18 protein-coding genes and 1 other annotated feature are annotated in these 16565 nt (G+C 48.1%); of the genes, 1 reads left to right on the top strand and 17 read right to left on the bottom strand.

The window, feature by feature from the left end:
• Window positions 1-15 precede the first annotated feature (15 nt).
• The 11 genes from arfA to NQS30_RS14080 all read right to left on the bottom strand — a co-directional run bounded on the left by arfA (window position 16) and on the right by NQS30_RS14080 (window position 12902).
• Window positions 16-1515, bottom strand: coding sequence for an arabinosylfuranosidase ArfA (gene arfA, locus NQS30_RS14130; protein ID WP_015240343.1), 1500 nt, complete (start codon window positions 1513-1515; stop codon window positions 16-18).
• Window positions 1516-1541: 26 nt separating this feature from the next.
• Complete coding sequence (araQ, locus tag NQS30_RS14125) at window positions 1542-2369, bottom strand: arabinooligosaccharides ABC transporter permease AraQ (RefSeq protein WP_032871724.1); 828 nt, start codon at window positions 2367-2369, stop codon at window positions 1542-1544.
• A gap of 18 nt (window positions 2370-2387) precedes the next feature.
• Window positions 2388-3329 carry an arabinooligosaccharides ABC transporter permease AraP gene (gene araP, locus NQS30_RS14120; protein ID WP_015240345.1) on the bottom strand — a complete coding sequence of 314 codons (942 nt, stop codon included), beginning with the start codon at window positions 3327-3329 and terminating at the stop codon, window positions 2388-2390.
• Window positions 3330-3370: 41 nt separating this feature from the next.
• Window positions 3371-4666 (bottom strand): arabinooligosaccharides ABC transporter substrate-binding protein AraN, encoded by a 1296-nt coding sequence (gene araN / locus NQS30_RS14115; protein ID WP_122504140.1) that lies wholly within the window; start codon window positions 4664-4666, stop codon window positions 3371-3373.
• A 31-nt stretch (window positions 4667-4697) separates the two neighbouring features.
• On the bottom strand, window positions 4698-5882 hold the full coding sequence (locus tag NQS30_RS14110; RefSeq protein ID WP_085342246.1) for a sn-glycerol-1-phosphate dehydrogenase: 1185 nt from the start codon (window positions 5880-5882) through the stop codon (window positions 4698-4700).
• Complete coding sequence (locus NQS30_RS14105) at window positions 5879-6685, bottom strand: sugar-phosphatase AraL (protein WP_371136942.1); 807 nt, start codon at window positions 6683-6685, stop codon at window positions 5879-5881. Before NQS30_RS14105 ends, NQS30_RS14110 begins: the two co-directional genes overlap by 4 nt.
• Window positions 6663-7352 (bottom strand): L-ribulose-5-phosphate 4-epimerase, encoded by a 690-nt coding sequence (gene araD / locus NQS30_RS14100; RefSeq protein ID WP_003152509.1) that lies wholly within the window; start codon window positions 7350-7352, stop codon window positions 6663-6665. Before araD ends, NQS30_RS14105 begins: the two co-directional genes overlap by 23 nt.
• Complete coding sequence (gene araB / locus NQS30_RS14095; RefSeq protein ID WP_163114038.1) at window positions 7345-9030, bottom strand: ribulokinase; 1686 nt, start codon at window positions 9028-9030, stop codon at window positions 7345-7347. The genes araD and araB overlap by 8 nt, the downstream gene beginning before the upstream one ends.
• 1 nt (window position 9031) lies before the next feature.
• Complete coding sequence (gene araA / locus NQS30_RS14090) at window positions 9032-10525, bottom strand: L-arabinose isomerase (RefSeq protein ID WP_015240350.1); 1494 nt, start codon at window positions 10523-10525, stop codon at window positions 9032-9034.
• A gap of 183 nt (window positions 10526-10708) precedes the next feature.
• A complete protein-coding gene (gene abnA / locus NQS30_RS14085) occupies window positions 10709-11674 on the bottom strand; it encodes an arabinan endo-1,5-alpha-L-arabinosidase AbnA (RefSeq protein ID WP_015240351.1) in 966 nt (321 codons plus the stop codon).
• Window positions 11675-11816: 142 nt separating this feature from the next.
• Window positions 11817-12902: a M42 family metallopeptidase gene (locus tag NQS30_RS14080; RefSeq protein WP_218791314.1), complete on the bottom strand. Its 1086-nt coding sequence runs from the start codon at window positions 12900-12902 to the stop codon at window positions 11817-11819.
• Between the two features lie 183 nt (window positions 12903-13085).
• Here NQS30_RS14080 and NQS30_RS14075 point away from each other — a divergent pair, with 183 nt between their 5' ends.
• Window positions 13086-13478, top strand: a complete 393-nt coding sequence (locus NQS30_RS14075; protein WP_007408095.1) for a hypothetical protein — start codon at window positions 13086-13088, stop codon at window positions 13476-13478.
• 13 nt (window positions 13479-13491) lie between these two features.
• Here NQS30_RS14075 and NQS30_RS14070 read toward each other — a convergent pair whose 3' ends face one another.
• The 6 genes from NQS30_RS14070 to lrgA all read right to left on the bottom strand — a co-directional run bounded on the left by NQS30_RS14070 (window position 13492) and on the right by lrgA (window position 16448).
• Window positions 13492-13758 (bottom strand): DUF1294 domain-containing protein, encoded by a 267-nt coding sequence (locus NQS30_RS14070; RefSeq protein ID WP_218791315.1) that lies wholly within the window; start codon window positions 13756-13758, stop codon window positions 13492-13494.
• A 58-nt stretch (window positions 13759-13816) separates the two neighbouring features.
• Entirely contained in the window at window positions 13817-14176 is a 360-nt protein-coding gene (rplT, locus tag NQS30_RS14065; RefSeq protein ID WP_003152495.1) for a 50S ribosomal protein L20, read from the bottom strand.
• A 31-nt stretch (window positions 14177-14207) separates the two neighbouring features.
• Complete coding sequence (rpmI, locus tag NQS30_RS14060) at window positions 14208-14408, bottom strand: 50S ribosomal protein L35 (protein ID WP_003152493.1); 201 nt, start codon at window positions 14406-14408, stop codon at window positions 14208-14210.
• Window positions 14409-14420: 12 nt separating this feature from the next.
• On the bottom strand, window positions 14421-14942 hold the full coding sequence (gene infC, locus NQS30_RS14055) for a translation initiation factor IF-3 (protein ID WP_071543361.1): 522 nt from the start codon (window positions 14940-14942) through the stop codon (window positions 14421-14423).
• Window positions 14943-15000: 58 nt separating this feature from the next.
• Window positions 15001-15132: a sequence feature (ribosomal protein L20 leader region), on the bottom strand.
• A 182-nt stretch (window positions 15133-15314) separates the two neighbouring features.
• Window positions 15315-15998, bottom strand: coding sequence for an antiholin-like protein LrgB (gene lrgB / locus NQS30_RS14050; protein WP_007408093.1), 684 nt, complete (start codon window positions 15996-15998; stop codon window positions 15315-15317).
• 12 nt (window positions 15999-16010) lie between these two features.
• Window positions 16011-16448, bottom strand: a complete 438-nt coding sequence (gene lrgA, locus NQS30_RS14045; protein ID WP_007613022.1) for an antiholin-like murein hydrolase modulator LrgA — start codon at window positions 16446-16448, stop codon at window positions 16011-16013.
• Between the last annotated feature and the right edge of the window lie 117 nt (window positions 16449-16565).

Below are 16565 nucleotides of genomic sequence, written 5' to 3'. Positions count from 1 at the left end.
CGGCTTTTCGGAACATTATTTGCCTGATAAACGGATGACATTCCAGGACAGCGGAGTAAAATGAGCCGTTATCCCTTCAGCATTTGCCGAAGACGTTCCGTTTGAGTGAGGCGTGACTTCTTTTCTGTTTTTTTGATTGGTCGCTTTCATATCCTGATGCTCCAGCACGATATGCTCAATAATGCGGTAATCTTCAAACCCTCTCAGCTTGATCTCCGTTTCCATCAGTTCCTTGCTTTTGTTGACGGCAAAAATGGTAAGTGCTTCATCCTCTTCATGGTAAACGGCCGCGGCATCAACATACGGCACATCCGTAAAATCCGCTGAGTCGTATTTCGGGGAGGTGACCAGCAGCTTCATTGAAGTCCCTCTCCCGTAGACAGAGGCGTGCATGTAAGGGTAAAAGATCGGCTGCCTCCATGCTTCTCCGCCCTTTTCGGTCATGATAGGCGCAATCACGTTGACAAGCTGGGCGAGACAGGCGATCTTAAGTCTGTCCGCATGCTGCAGCATCGTAATCAGCAGTGAACCGATCAACAGTGCATCTTCAAAATTGTAGATGTCTTCGAGAATCGGCCGGGCCGTAATCCATGGCTCCACTTTTTTATCCGCTTCATTTGAGTGATACCACACATTCCATTCATCTAAAGAAAGGTGAATCGTTTTTTTGCTGCGTTTTTTCGCTTTCATATAATCACATACGGCTGTGACGGATTTAATAAAATGGTCTAAATCCATCGACTTCGCCAAATAGTTTTCAAGATCATTTTCATGGTTGCCGTAATACGTATGCAGTGAGATGTAATCCACATGCTCGTACGTATGCTCAAGCACCTCGGCCTCCCACTCGATGAAGGACGTCATGCCGCTGTTTGAGCTTCCGCAAGCCACCAATTCGATCGTCGGGTCCGTCCATTTCATCACCTTTGCCGTTTCAGCGGCGAGCCGTCCGTATTCATGCGCCGTTTTATGACCGATCTGCCAAGGGCCGTCCATCTCATTTCCTAAGCACCATGTTTTGATGCCGTAAGGTTTTTCATATCCGTGCGATTTTCGTAAGTCGCTCCAGTATGACCCTTCAGGATGGTTGCAGTATTCGACGAGGTTCCGGGCGGCATCGATCCCTCTCGTCCCGAGATTGACCGCCATATTCACTTCGGCGTTCACTTTTTTCGCCCACGTTAAAAATTCATTCGTCCCTACTTCGTTCGTTTCTGTCGTCTGCCATGCCAAATCAAGCCTCCGCGGGCGGTCCTTCACCGGCCCGACGCCGTCTTCCCAATTGTAGCCCGAGAGAAAATTCCCTCCCGGATAGCGGATGAAAGGCACTTGCAATTCCTTGATTAACTCCTGCACGTCTGTTCTGAAACCGTCCTTGTCGGCTTTCGGGTGTCCGGGCTCATAAATGCCTTCATACACCGCCCGGCCCATATGTTCTATAAATGATCCGTACATCCGTTTGTCCACTTCACCGATGATATATTCTTTATCTGCTGTAATCCCCGCTTTTTTCATTATATTTTCCTCCCTCTCTCTTCTCTCTATCCCTTCACTCCGCCTACTGTGAGTCCGGAAATGAAGTATTTTTGGAAAAACAAGAATATGATGATCACCGGCAGTATCGCAAAAACGGACCCGGAAATCAGCATGTCATAGTTGTTGCCGTACGGACTCAGCAGCCCTGAAAGTCCGATTGGAAGCGTAAACATTTCTTTCGACCGAAGCACGATCAGCGGCCATAAAAAGTTATTCCAGCTGTTTAAAGATTGAAGAATGATCATTGCCCCGAATGCCGGTTTCATGAGCGGCGCCATAATTCTGAAAAAAATGCCGAATTCGGTGCAGCCGTCCATTCTCGCTGAATCAAGCAGATCCTTCGGAAGTCCGAGCGCATATTGCCGGAAAAAGAACACGGCGACAGGCGACACAATAAACGGCAGAATCACCCCAGTATAAGAATCGATCAAATGAAGACCCACCGTCAATTTGAACAACGGGAGCATCATCACTTCAAGAGGCACCATCATAATGATCAGCACAAGAACGAAAATAATATTTCTGCCTTTAAATTCGTAGACACCGAGTCCGTAGCCGATCAAAGAGGAAAAAAACAGCGTGAGAACCGTGGTGAGAACGCCGAGCAGCAGGCTGTTAAAAAACCATTTGAAATAAATGCTCCCCCCGTTGAACAAATAGGTGTAGTTATCAAGGCTCATCACATCCGGATCAAGACGCAGATTCAGCCCGATACGCATCAGCTCAGATGACGGCTTTAAAGAACCGAGCAATAGACAGATCATCGGAAAGATATACAACAGGCTCAGCATGATAAAAAACAAGGTAAACGCAACTCTGTACACGGAAGACATGTGATTGTTACGCAACGCTTATCCCTCCCCTTTAAACGAACCGGACAGTTTCAGTGAAACAAGACTGACTAGTAAGATGACAAGCAAAAGGACAATTCCGATTGCGGCCCCGTACCCCATTTCGTTGTATGCAAGCCCCTGCTGATATAAATAACCGACAAGCGTGAGGCCGATATTGCCCGGGGAATTATTCTGCCAAAGCACATAGCTTTCCTCAAACATTCTGAAACCGCCGATAATACTGATCGTTAACACATAAACGGACACCGGCTTTAAAAATGGAAGGGTAATATGCCGGAACTTTTTCCACGTACTCGCCCCGTCAATTTCAGCCGCTTCATACAATTCTTTCGGCACGTTTTGCAATCCCGCCAGAAAGTAAAGAATGTTAATCCCCATCCACCTCCATGACGCAAGCAGCACCATTAAAAACATGCCGGTGCCTTTGTTGTTGAGCCAGTTTTGGGGTGATGCGCCAAGCTTCATCATCAGCTCGTTTGCAAGCGACGTATTCATTTCTCCGAACATCAGACGGAAAATAATCCCCGCTACGATCGTCGATGTTAAAGCCGGTACAAACAGAGCCGATTTAAACACATTTCTGAACCTGACGAGCTTCGAATTCAGAATCACCGCCAAAAGAAGCGGCACCGGAATCAGCACGATCAGCGTCCAGAAGGTATATTCCAATGTGTTAAATAATGCCGTATAAAAGGTTTGATTAAGAAGAGCGGTATAATTGGAAAACCCGACAAATGTAATTTCTCCCGGCAGTATCCGTTGAAAGCTCATGATAAACACGCTGATAATCGGATACAAAAAGAAAACGAGAAACGAAATGATAAATGGCGCCGTAAAAAGATAAGGCGCCGCTTTTTTTGAATACAGCACATTGCGCCGGCGCGGCTTCTTCCGGACTGCAGAAACGGTTTGCGCTGTCTCTGTCTTTACAGGTCTCATAAAAGCTCCCCCGCTTTCACTGTTAAATAGGGCGGCTTCTCCTATTTCTCTAATTGCTCTGCCGCCTCGTCCAAGGCTTCCTTAGGTGTGTTTTCCTGCGTCTTCAGCGCATCGAACAGCACTTGTCTGACAACGAGATCAGCCGCTTTAGAGAAGTCTTCATGCAGATAAATCGGATTGATCTCATCTTTTATTTCAAGGAGCGAGGAAAAAATTGACGTACCGTTCCGGAAGAAATCCGTGTACTTGTTTTTCTCCTTCAATTCTTTTGAATCCCACACGTCCCAGCGGAGCGGGTCAAAGCCGAGCACCGTCCAAAGCTTTATATTCCCTTCCTTCGAACCTTTCGCAAAACCGAGAAATTCTTTCGCGAGCTTCAGATGTTCAGCCTGCTTCGGCACGACGGTGGCTGTTCCGCCTAAACCCGCTGATCTGTCACCGCCTTCTTTCCAGGCCGGCATAGGGTAAATCGCCATTTTTCCTTTTAAATCAGGCATATAATCGATAAACCGTCCCATGTACCAAATGGGCATCAGCACTGAGGCTGCCCCGCCCTGATTCATAAAACCGTAGTATTCTTCGCTGTGATGGCCGCCGCCGGGAGCTGGCAGAAGGGTTTTATCATTTACCATGTCCTTTACATAATTCAGTGTGTCTGTATTCGTCTTGCTGTTCAGAATCAATTTTCCGTTTTTGCTGTAGTAGCCTGACCCTTGCTGCGAAATCATGGATAGGAATGTGGCGGAGTCGTTTGTTTCAACTGTTCCCATCGGTTTCCCAGCGGCTTCACGCACTTTTTTCCCTGCCCGCCGGTAATCTTCCCATGTCTTAATGGAGGCGGGATCAACGCCCGCTTTTTTCATGATATCCATGTTGTAAAACATGACGGTCGTCCCCACATGTGTATCAAGGCCGTACAATTTTCCGTTTTTGCTGTACAATGCCAGACGCGCTTCCACAAACTTATCTCGGTCTTTTTCAATCAGCGGCGTCAGATCGGCAAGCGGGATATCCTTCCCCTTCAGAAAGTTCGAGAACCGGCTTAATTCCACGTCGGCTATATCGGGAAGCCCCTCACCCGCGATCAGCGAAACCGATAAATTATCATGCATTTGTCCATAAGGATAAACAACGGTATTCAGCTTGATTTTGCGATCCGGATATTTCTGATTCCATTCTTTGACCATTTCCTGATAAAACTGTTCGTGCAGACCGTTAAACGTCCAAAACGTCAGCTCCGTTTCTCCCGGCCGGCCGGCAGTCCGTTCTTGTGAACAGCCGGCGGTAAACAAGAAGAGCATCATCAGCACCAAACATACAGCGGTCGTTTTTTTCATGTCATTACCCCTTCCACTTTAGGCCGTGCGGCTATTGATGCAAATGATGTGCAAAGAGCGCTGCATTTTCATTTATGATGGTTAAACCGGTATAACGGTCTCGCAGTGTGTGCGCATGCTTAAGCGCATCGCTGACAAGGTCCTGTTTTACACCGATCTCATCGAAACAGGCGGGACCTCCCGCAGATGCGAGCCACCCGGCAATTGTTTTGCCGTCGGGAAGCCCTTCATATGCAGATTGAATCGCCTCGCGAAAGTGCGGCGGCAGTTCCGCAAGCTTTTCGTGACAAGCCAGTTCTTTGTAAATATCACTCAGCACCGCGCACGCACAACCGACCTTCGCACCGTGGAGAATCGGAGGCTGTTTTGCCTTCAGCATTTCCATCTCAATCCAATGCGAGATGTGATGTTCTCCTCCTGAGGCGGGGCGGGAGTGGTCAAGCGCAAGCATGACAAGACCCGAAACGATCAGCGCTTCCATCAGTATCTGAATGCCGGCCTCCGTTCCCATGGCAATGGCAGCGCGGTGATCAATGCACTGCCAAAGCGCGTCTTTCACAAGCTTCGCCCCGGCTTCTGAGTACGGCTCACCCGCAAGCCTGCGGGAAATCTCCCAATCTGCCAGCGATGTTATTTTTCCGAGCATGTCTCCGAAGCCCGCGGCTGTCATTGAACGGGGCGCTTCTTTTAATACATTCGTATCCGCAAATAAGGCGATCGGCGCTTTCGTTTGAATCGTCGTTTTGATTCCGTTTAATATGAGCGGCGCTCCCGCCGACGTAAAACCGTCGACTGACGGAGCGGTGGGGAATGAGATAAACGGCAATCCGCGCTGGCAGGCGGCAAACCGCGTAATGTCGTGAATCGTTCCTGCACCGGCCGCAATGATGACATCCGTCTCTTCCGCGAGATTGATCAGCGTATAGACCAATGTCCTCTCATCAGCCGCGGCGGCCCCGGCTTCATGCTCCGGAATGATGACTTTTGACGCTTTGATCCCGCCTGCCCTCAATTCGTCCGCAAGCAGACGCCCCGCCGCCTCGTACGTGTTCCGGTCACAGACGATGACCGGATGATTCCAGCATTTTTTTTGCAGAAATCTGAGAAGCTCTTCTTTTGCATTCGCCCCGATCACGATATCTTCTATTTGAATCGGTGAGCGGCTGGCCCCTTCCTTGTCAAACTCGGATTGAATGTCCTCAGGAGAACGTTTCATAAAAGGATTCCCTCCTTCGCTAATTCTGTCAGGTCTTTAATAGAATCAAGGACGATGTCAGGTTCATATAGACGGGGCTCCCCAAGTTTGGCCGACCCCGTCAGAACCAATACGCTTTTCATCCCGTACAGGCTGCCCATTGCGATATCTGATTCGAGGCTGTCTCCGATAATGGCGCATTCCTCAGGGGGAAGTCCGAGCGCTTCACATGCCGCCTCAGCCATCAGCCAAGACGGTTTGCCGATGACAAGCTCCGTTTTTGCTCCGGCGGATGCTTCAATAGCCCCGATCATTCCCGCGACGTCCATGGCATGGCCGCCTTCATTCGGAAAGGAGCGGTCCCGGTTCGTGGCGATGATGCGCGCGCCGGAGGAAGCCGCCTTAAAAGCGAGATTCAGATCCTCATAGGTGACGGTTTCATGCAGGGAGATGACAAGCCAGTCTGCCGCCTGCGGGTTTTGCGCCAGGGCGACACCCGCTAAAGCGAGTTCATCAGTCAGCCCTTTCTCTCCTAACACCCACACCTTTGACAAAGGATAATGCTTCTTTAAAAATGATGCCGTCACACTGGAGGACAGCACGATGCTCCGTTCATCCGTGCGGATACCGGCACCCAGCAGTTTCTTTCGGCACATTGCTCTTGATAGGTTGCCGCGGTTGCTTAAAAAGACCACGGCTTTGCCCAGTGACTGAAGGGTATGAACGGCTTCTTTTGCGCCGTCAATCAGCTCCCGCCCCCTGAATACGGTTCCGTCTAAATCAATCAGAAACCCGGCTGCGTCAAGTTTGGCCATAATAAGCATTCGCCCCGTGTTTTCTGTAAAAATGCTTATCATGCAGCACTCTGTCGATCGGACTGAGCTGTTTGTTCAGCATAAGCGAATGGTAGGCCATTTCCGCTACCGTTTCGAGCACAACGGCGTTATGCAGGGCATTCAGCGCGTCCGTTCCCCAGCAGAACGGGCCGTGGCTGTGGACGAGGACACCCGGATTTTGTTCATACGGTTCGTTTTGAAAAGTTTCGGCTATGACTTTGCCTGTATGATATTCGTAATCTTTCACAATTTCTTCTTCATACATTTCCCTCGTGCAGGGTATAGCGCTTTCAAAGTAATCCGCGTGAGTCGTTCCGAGAGCGGGTATGTCTCTTCCGGACTGCGCCCAGCTCGTCGCCCAGCGGGAGTGCGTATGAACGATTCCGCCGATAGCCGGAAACGCTTTATACAGATAAAGATGGGTCGGCGTGTCAGAAGACGGTTTCAGCGAGCCTTCGAGAATGTCTCCGTCCTCATTCAGGACGACCAGTTTGTCAGCGGTCAGCTCACTGTAATCGACACCGCTCGGTTTAATGACGATTCTCCCGCTCTCTCTGTCAATGCCGCTGACATTCCCCCATGTAAACGTGACAAGGTTATGTTCCTCAAGCTTCAGATTGGCGGCGAGCACTTCTTCTTTTAACGCTTCAAGCATGGCGGCTCCCCCCTTTCGCAAAATCACGGTTTTTAATGGCTTTCAGGCGTTTCATGACATTGTTTTCTTTGCCGAAGTAGTGTACGAGCTCTTTATATTCCGCATATAAGCTGTCATAAATCTCAGCTCTTTCCCGGTTCGGGGCATAAAAGCCGTCTTTTAATTTCCCCATATGCGCACATGCTTCAGCAATATTGGAGAATCCCCCGTTTTCCCGTCCCGCGGCGAGCGCTCCGAAAATCGCGGAGCCCAGTGCCGGCGCCTGCGGAGACCCGGATAATTGAATGTCCATATTTGTGACGTCTGCATAAATCTGCATGACAAACGGATTTTTTTCGGCGATTCCTCCGGCTGCGTAAAGCTCCTCGACCGGAACGCCGTTTTCCCGAAACGTTTCGATAATCATCCTCGTTCCGAACGCCGTCGCTTCAATCAATGCCCTGTAGATTTCTTCCGGCTTCGTGTGCAGCGTCATGCCGAGCATCATGCCCGTCAAATCGGCGTCCACCAAGGTTGACCGGTTTCCGTTCCACCAGTCAAGCGCGAGAAGGCCGCTTTCCCCCGGAACAAGTTCAGCTGCTTTTTTGCTGAGCAGCTCGTGAATGTCTATGTGTTTATCCTCAGCTTCCTTCTCATAGTCTCTCGGAACGCACGTTTTGACGAACCATTCAAAGTGGTCGCCGACACAGGACTGTCCCGCTTCATATCCCGCATATCCGGGCAAGATGCCGTTATTGACGACCCCGCACATACCGGGGACGATATGTTCTTCCTCGCCGAGCAGCACATGGCAGGTAGACGTTCCCATAATCATCAGCATTTTCCCCGGCTCTGTAATACCGACCGCGGGCACTGACACGTGGGCGTCGACATTGGCGACGGCAACGGCCGTCCCCGGCAGAAGCCCGGTCAGCTCCGCCATTTTTTCGGTCAAACCTCCTGCCTTTTCCCCGACTGAATAAATGGTGCCGCTTAATTTATCTTTTGTAATCGTTTTCATTAACGGGTTGAGCTTTTCAAAAAAATGATCCGGCGGATACCCCGTCTCCTCATTCCAGATTGCTTTGTAGCCGGCCGTGCAGTTGCTTCGCTTCAATGAACCGCACAATTGATAGACAATCCAGTCTGCCGCTTCCACAATCCGATCTGCCGCCTCGTATATATGCGGCGCTTCTTCCGCGATTTGCATGATTTTCGGGATCATCCATTCAGAAGAAATTTTACCGCCGTATCTTTTAAGGAATGTTTCTTTTGTGTCTTCGGCAATCGTGTTCAAACGGTCTGCATGTTTTTGAGCCGCATGATGCTTCCACAGCTTCACATAACTGTGGGGCTCCCGTTCAAATTCCGGCAGCATACAAAGCGGCTGCCCCGCGTCGTCTATCGGCAAAATCGTGCAGGCGGTAAAATCAATTCCTATGCCGATCACGTCTTTTGGATCAGCGCCCGCCTCTTGAAGCAGGTTCGGAATCGCCGTTTCCAGAACTTCGATATAATCGGCAGGATGCTGAAGCGCCCAGTCCCGAGGGAGTTTTTCACCCGTCTTCGGCAGCGTGCGGTCGATGACGGCATGAGTGTATTCTTTTACCGCAGACGCGATCTCTTCGCCCGTGCGGACATTGACAAGCACCGCCCGGCCGGACAATGTGCCGAAATCAACACCAATCGTATACGCCATATCAATTCCCTCCCAACCGGTATAATACGTCATTCCATTTCAGCTCTTTTTTCAGCTCATGTATTTCGGTATTGCGGGAAATAAAGATGCTTTCAATGCCTGCCATCTCAGCCCAGTCAAGCATCTGTTCAGCCGTAAGCCGGAAAGACATACAAGTATGATGGGCGCCTCCCGCCAAAATCCATGCTTCCGCAGCTGTTTTCAGCGATGGCTCCGGCTTCCACAGCACCCGCGCCACAGGGAGATTCGGCATATCATGATCAATTTCCCTGCCTTCTGCTTCATTCAGAATGAGACGGAATCGCCCGCCGATATCAATGATGCTGGCGATGATGGCTGAACCGCCGATTCCGTTAAAGACCAACCGGGCCGGATCTTCCTTCCCTCCGATTGAGAGAGGATGGACTTCGATTTTCGGCTGATCAAGGGCGATCGTCGGACATACTTCAAGCATATGTGATCCGAGAATCATCGCACGCCCCGGTTCAAAATGGTACGTATAATCTTCCATGAAGGAGGTTTGTTCTCCGTCCGCCATTATTTTCATCATTCGCACAAGGGCAGCCGTTTTCCAATCGCCTTCGCCGGCAAATCCGTACCCTTTTTCCATGAGACGCTGAACGGCAAGTCCCGGAAGCTGCTTCATTCCGTGCAAAACTTCAAAGGAGGTCGAAAACGCTGTATATCCGCCCCGTTCGAGAAAGGCCGTTAATCCGAGTTCAATTTTCGCCTGTTCTTTAATGGAAGCAACTTTTGCTTCATCCCGTTTTGTTTCGCCGCTGATGACATACAATTTGTCGTATTCCTCATAAAGCGCCTCAATTTCTGCGTCGGTGACGTTGTTCATCACCTCGGTAAGATCGCCGATTCCGTACCCGTCAACCTGCCAGCCGAATTGGATGTGGGCGCCGACTTTGTCTCCGTCAGTAACCGCCACATTCCGCATATTGTCGCCGAACCGGGCTACTTTAATATTCCTGCTTTCATTCCAGGCTGCAGCAGTGTTCATCCATTGCGAAATGTCATGTTTGACTTCCTCATCATCCCAATAGCCTGCGATGACTTTTCTCGTCTGCCCCATTCTTGACTGGATATACCCGTATTCCCGGTCTCCGTGAGCGGATTGGTTGCTGTTCATAAAGTCCATATCAATCGTTTCCCACGGGATGTCGCGGTGATATTGGGTATGCAGATGAAGCATCGGCTTTTGAAAAGCGGAAAGACCTTCAATCCACATTTTCGCAGGGGAAAATGTATGCATCCATGTCACGACCCCGGCACAGTTTTCTTGATACTGCGCTTCCCGCAAAACCTCTCTGATCGTTTCAGATGACGTGACAACCGGTTTATGCCTGATCTTGTATCTTGATGACACCCCGCTGAGGCCGTCACATATTCCCTTTGCGTGTTTATCGACAAGCTGCAGCGTTTCCTCTCCGTATAAGTGCTGGCTTCCCGTTACAAACCAAAATTCATATTCTTTGTTCTGAAGCACATTCATTTCCCCTTCCCATCAAAATAAAGCGCTTGCATTTTTAAAAAATATACGTACGAATATAAACCACAAAACTTTTATCCTTTTATTTGTACGAACAATTTTATTATAGTTAAGGAGGAATCAAACTGTCAATCTTTTATTGCAAGTAAAAAAGCCGGACACACATGCCCGGCTGATCAATTAATAGGAAGGCCAGCCTGAACCCCAATCGATATCATTGATGAGCATCTTCGGAATTCCGCTGTTTTCGGCATCATACGCATGACGCACTAAAATATTCCCGTTCACAATGTCTTGGCCGCCCGGGCCTTTCCAGCGGTCATTGCCGGAGTCAAGAATCGTCCCTCCGCCTTCTGACATGCTTTTCCCGCTTTTATCGAGATATGGTCCGGTGATGCTTTTGGATCTTCCATAAGCGATTTTGTACGTACTATTCACGCCTGAACAGCATTTATCAAACGACACCATTAAGTAATAGTAGCCGTTCTGGTAGGTGATGGCCGGCGCTTCCAGAGCTCCGCCGTTATTCGGTCTGGCAGCGATGGAATAAAGTGATCCCGTCGGTTTCATTGTATTTTTATCAAGCTTTGTCAGCTTAATGCCGCTCCAAAAAGAACCGAAGGCAAGCCAAGGGTTTCCGTCTTTATCAATTGTCAGCTCCGGATCAATTGCATTGTAGTTATCGGCGCTTGTTGAACGGATGACGAGCCCTTCGTCCTTCCAGTTTCCCGAACTGAGGCTTGTAGATGATGCAAGACCGATCGCGGAGGTATTTTTGCCGAATGAAGAAACGGCATAATACAGCCAATACTTTCCGTTAAAATATTGAACATCGGGGGCCCATTGATTCAGCCCGTAATTCGGCACATAATTGCCCCACCATGACAGCGGGGAAGTAAAGATTGATTTCTGAACGGTCCATACGCCGCCGCTGCCCGCCTTTAAGACGCGAAGCCCCCTCTCCCCTTCCAAACCGGTTCCGAAAGCGTACCACGTGTTTCCTTCCTTCGCCATTGTCGGATCGTGCAGCAATTCATTTGATGCCCCCCAAAACGCGGCAGATGCCGGAGATGAAGACATCAGCAGCAGACCGGCTGTAACGGCTGCGCATGAAAAGCGGATCATGCGTCTGAATCTGTTTTTCATTTGTAAACCCTCCCCTTTTTTAAAGCGCTTTCAAAAACGTGTTGTCAGATTTTTCTATGTCTTCTCTTATTGTAGACGCAGGGCTCATATTTGTACAGACAAAAAAAAGAATCTGCTTAAAAAAGCAGATTCTTCCGTATCTTTATTGATAAGTAATACGGTCAACCGTTTCCCGGTCTAATTTTTTAAACACTTCTGTGATCAATTTTACCGTATTCTCATAATCATCCCGATGCAAAATAGCGGCATGAGTGTGAATGTAGCGCGTCGCGATCGTAATGGACAGCGCCGGCACTCCGTTTGCGGTTAAATGAATGGAACCTGAATCCGTGCCCCCTCCGGCAATGGAATCGAATTGATACGGAATTCCCGCTTCTTCCGCCGTGTTCACGACAAGGTCGCGCAGCCCTTTGTGAGATACCATTGACGCGTCATACAGAATAATTTGCGGCCCTTCGCCGATTTTGCTTTGTGCCTCTTTTTCAGAAATTCCCGGTGTATCTCCGGCAATTCCGACATCCACACCGAACGCGATATCAGGCTGAATCGTATGTGCCGCTGTTTTCGCCCCGCGAAGCCCGACTTCTTCCTGAACCGTTCCGACCCCGTATACTTCATTCGGATGATCGCTGTTTTTCAGATTTTTTAATACATCGATGGCAATCGCGCAGCCGATACGGTTGTCCCATGCCTTTGCCAATAAATGTTTTTCATTGTTCATCACTGTAAATTCAAAATACGGCACAATCTGGTCACCCGGAAGAACGCCCCATTCCATTGCTTCTTCACGGCTGGACGCCCCGATATCGATGAACATCTCTTTAATATCGGCGGCTTTTTTTCTGGCGTCAGGAGGCAGAATGTGAGGCGGTTTCGAACCGATGATCCCCGTGATGTCCCCTTTTTTTGTCACGACGGTGACGCGCTGGGCCAGCATGACCTGAGACCACCAGCCGCCGACGGTTTGAAAGCGGAGAAAGCCTTTATCAGTGATTTGCGTCACCATAAAACCGACTTCGTCTAAATGCCCTGAGATCATGATTTTCGGACCGTTTTCTTTGCCGGTTTTTTTGGCGATTAAGCTTCCCAGCCGGTCTGTTGTGACATCATCAGCAAATGGTTCTATGTATGATTTCATCACTTGTCTTACTTCTCTCTCATTTCCCGGTATCCCTTTTGCATCCGTTAACGCTTTCAGCATGGTGAGCGTTTCATCTAATTTTGTCATCAATAAACCTCCTTTTTTTCACTACCCTTCTTATTATACAAAACCAATGCTGAAGCATACGATTAATTCGCCTGAAAAACGGGTAAATGTTTTTATCTATTTCTTTTAAAAAAATGAAACCTTTTGTTTTGTTTTTCGTATTACATCAGATCATGACAAAGGTGAGGAGGTGCCTTCGCACATATGGCCATTACAGTATTGAGGATTGTCTTGCTTGCACTTCTTATTTATTTTATTTACATGGGCGTCAAATTCTACGCAAACCCGAAAAGAAGGCTCAGACTGGCGCAATCAAAAGAGAATTTTTATTTTATTGACGAACAGAAAAACACGCGAAAAAATCTCCAGCTTACTTATAAAGGAGTGCTCTTTGAAGGAGAAAAGCATATCCCTTCCAAAGATCATCCGCTGTTTATTCATACGATATTTGTATGGACCGAAAATCCGGAAAAGCTGAACCGCTTTTCTGCAGGTGATTTTGAAGAAGTCGAAAAAAAGGTATTGGAGCGGTATCCGAATTGCAAGATTGATTGGGACCAGCCCATCAAAAAAGCGAAAAAAGCAGGCGAGCGATAAGCTCTCCTGCTTTTTATGTTTTATACATCAAATACATCAGCACAAGGGCGGCTTCAGTGAGAAAAAGCAGCGGCACCCCGTATAAAAAGGATTTGTGTTTCGTCTTATGCCTGAAGATGCGCATGCCGATCCATACGCCGAGTGAGCCGAACATGGCGGCTGTGAGCCATATTCGTTTCTCTGATATTCTCCACCTGTGCGCCTTTGCTCTTCTTTTATCAGTGCCCATGATCCAAAAGCCGTATCCGTTTATCAACACGGCGTAAATGAGGAGAGCCATTGATTGTCACCCTTTACGTAAAAAAACCGCTCCCGGAAAGAGAGCGGCTTTTTTCAACTTACTTGTCTAACTGAGCTTTAGCAGCATCAGCAAGCTGATTGAAAGCAGTAAGATCGTTTACAGCAAGATCAGCAAGCATTTTGCGGTTTACTTCGATGCCTGAAAGCTTAAGACCGTGCATTAAACGGCTGTAAGAAAGACCGTTCATACGTGCAGCAGCGTTGATACGAGTGATCCAAAGCTTACGGAAATCACGTTTTTTCTGACGGCGGTCACGGAATGCATAGTTTCCTGATTTCATGACCTGCTGGTTTGCTACTTTGTATAATGTATGTTTTGAACCGAAATAACCTTTTGCTAATTTAAGAACCTTTTTACGACGCTTACGTGTAACAGTTCCGCCTTTTACTCTTGGCATTAGATTTCCCTCCTAATTGTTCCTTGTCCGATTACTTGATGTTGGCAAGCTGTTGTTTGATGCGTTTGAAGTCTCCTGCGCTCACAATAGCACCCTTGCGAAGCTTACGCTTTTGCTTTTGGGATTTGTTGGCGAATAAGTGACTTGTGTATGCATGAGAACGTTTTAACTTCCCAGAACCTGTCTTTTTAAAACGTTTAGCAGATCCGCGGTGAGTTTTCATTTTTGGCATGGGATTTCCTCCTTATTGCTTTTCGTTTTTCGGCGCGAGCATTAAGAACATGCTGCGGCCGTCCATTTTTGGTTTTGTTTCGACTGTCGCAACTTCCGCACATGCTTCAGAGAAACGGTCCAATACGCGCTGGCCGATTTCTTTATGAGTGATTGCGCGCCCTTTAAAGCGGATAGAAGCTTTCACTTTATCGCCTTTTTCAAGGAATTTAATCGCATTGCGCAATTTCGTGTTAAAGTCATGCTCATCGATCGTCGGACTTAATCTAACTTCTTTTAAGTTAATGATTTTTTGATTTTTGCGTGCTTCTTTGTCCTTTTTCTGCTGCTCGAATCTGAACTTACCGTAGTCCATGATGCGGCAGACAGGCGGTTTTGCATTTGCTGCAACTAACACAAGGTCAAGATTTGCGCGGCCGGCGATTTCAAGTGCTTCCTGACGGGACTTGATGCCGAGCTGATCGCCATTTTGTCCGATCAGACGAACTTCACGTGCACGGATACCCTCATTAACCAATTGATCTTTGCTAATAATGAGCCACCTCCATAGTTTCTTCGAATTGATTCACAACGCTTGTTGACTGCATTCTGCAGGCAAACAAAAAGTGCGGGCATGACAACACACCCACACTACGAACATCTGCACTAAATAAAAATGTACGGTCAACCTGCCAACTACATGAATGTGTCAATCAGGTGAGAAGCGGGTGCCTCTGCTTGTGATTTATATTCAATTCAATAACTATTCTACACAATACCGGATCATTAGTCAAGAATGACTTCTCCGGATCAACTTTTTTATTTTAACACGATGCCAGTGTGAGCGCAAGGAAAAATGTGAAATTTCGTTCTTTGCCGCACGCGGACGTGCCAACACAATAAAAAAACCCGGGTCTATGATCCGGGTTTATCCTCCGATGAGCTGAACGAATACCGGAATAACCAGCACCGTCACCACTCCTACGACGACAACCGCGATACTTGCCATTGCCGCTTCTACTTCCCCCATCTCAATACCGACCGCAACACCGAGTGCGTGTCCTGATGTGCCGAGAGCCAGTCCCTTAGAGATTGGGTGTTTCACTTTAAACAATTTTAAGAATAGAGCGCCCAGAGCATAGACGATAACGGCGTTGAAAATAACGGCGAAAGCGGTGATGTCGGTGATGCCGCCGATTCCTTTTGACAGCGGAAGGGCAATTGCCGTTGTCGCCGCCTGCGGAAGCATGCTTTTCATAACGGCCGCGTCAAGATGAATGCCTTTTGCGATCAAATAGACAATCGTGACTGAGCAGATAGAGCCGACAATGATAGAAGACATGATCTGCCACCAGTATTTTTTCAGTTTGTCACGCTGTTTGTATAAAGGGATCGCAAAAGCGATCGTCGCGGGCTCCAGGAAGAATTTAATAATGTCTCCCCCGCTTTTATAATCTTCATATGAAAAACCGCCGAGCTTCAGAAAAAGGATTCCAAGCACCATCGCGACAAACAGCGGGGTGAAGAGGAAAAAGCCTCTCGTTTTTTTAAATAAATACGTGCCGATGCCAAAGGCCGCAAGTGAAACGACAATACCGAAATATGGACTCATCCGATTTCCCTCCTAATGCTGCACAAGTTCTTTTTCCTGATTGGAACGGCGCACCGTTTGTTTTTCAGGGGCAGTCTTCTGACGTTTTTGGCTGACAGACAAGATCAGCTGAGAAAAAAGGCCCGTGGCCCCTAACAGAATGATGGTGGCGAGTAAGATGACGAGTGCGATCTGCACGCCGTACTGCTGCATGACGCCAAGTGAATTCATCACGGAGATGCCCGACGGGACAAATAAAAATCCGATCAGTGACGTTAATGATGTTCCCAGCGTTTCTACTTGTTCAAGCTTAATCACTTTCAGGCATAAGAGGACAAATAATAACACCAAACCTACTACGGAAGCGGGTATAGGAATGGGGACAATCGCTGCAATCCCATTAGATATGAGCATAATTACGGCAAAAATAAATGCTTGTGTCAGAAATCCGTACACTTTTTTCGCACTCATTTTCTTCACCTCTTTCTCTTTGTTAGGTCCATTATAAAAGAGAAATCGCCTTTTAAAGCGCTTTCATAACAAACGGCTGAATATTCATTCTGAAATGCAAAAAACGGCTGCTGAAAT

This window comes from Bacillus sp. B1(2022) (assembly GCF_040259625.1).
Taxonomy (GTDB): Bacteria; Bacillota; Bacilli; order Bacillales; family Bacillaceae; genus Bacillus; species Bacillus velezensis.
Note: the sequence above shows the minus strand (reverse complement) of the source record. Positions and strands in the feature narration are given on the sequence as shown.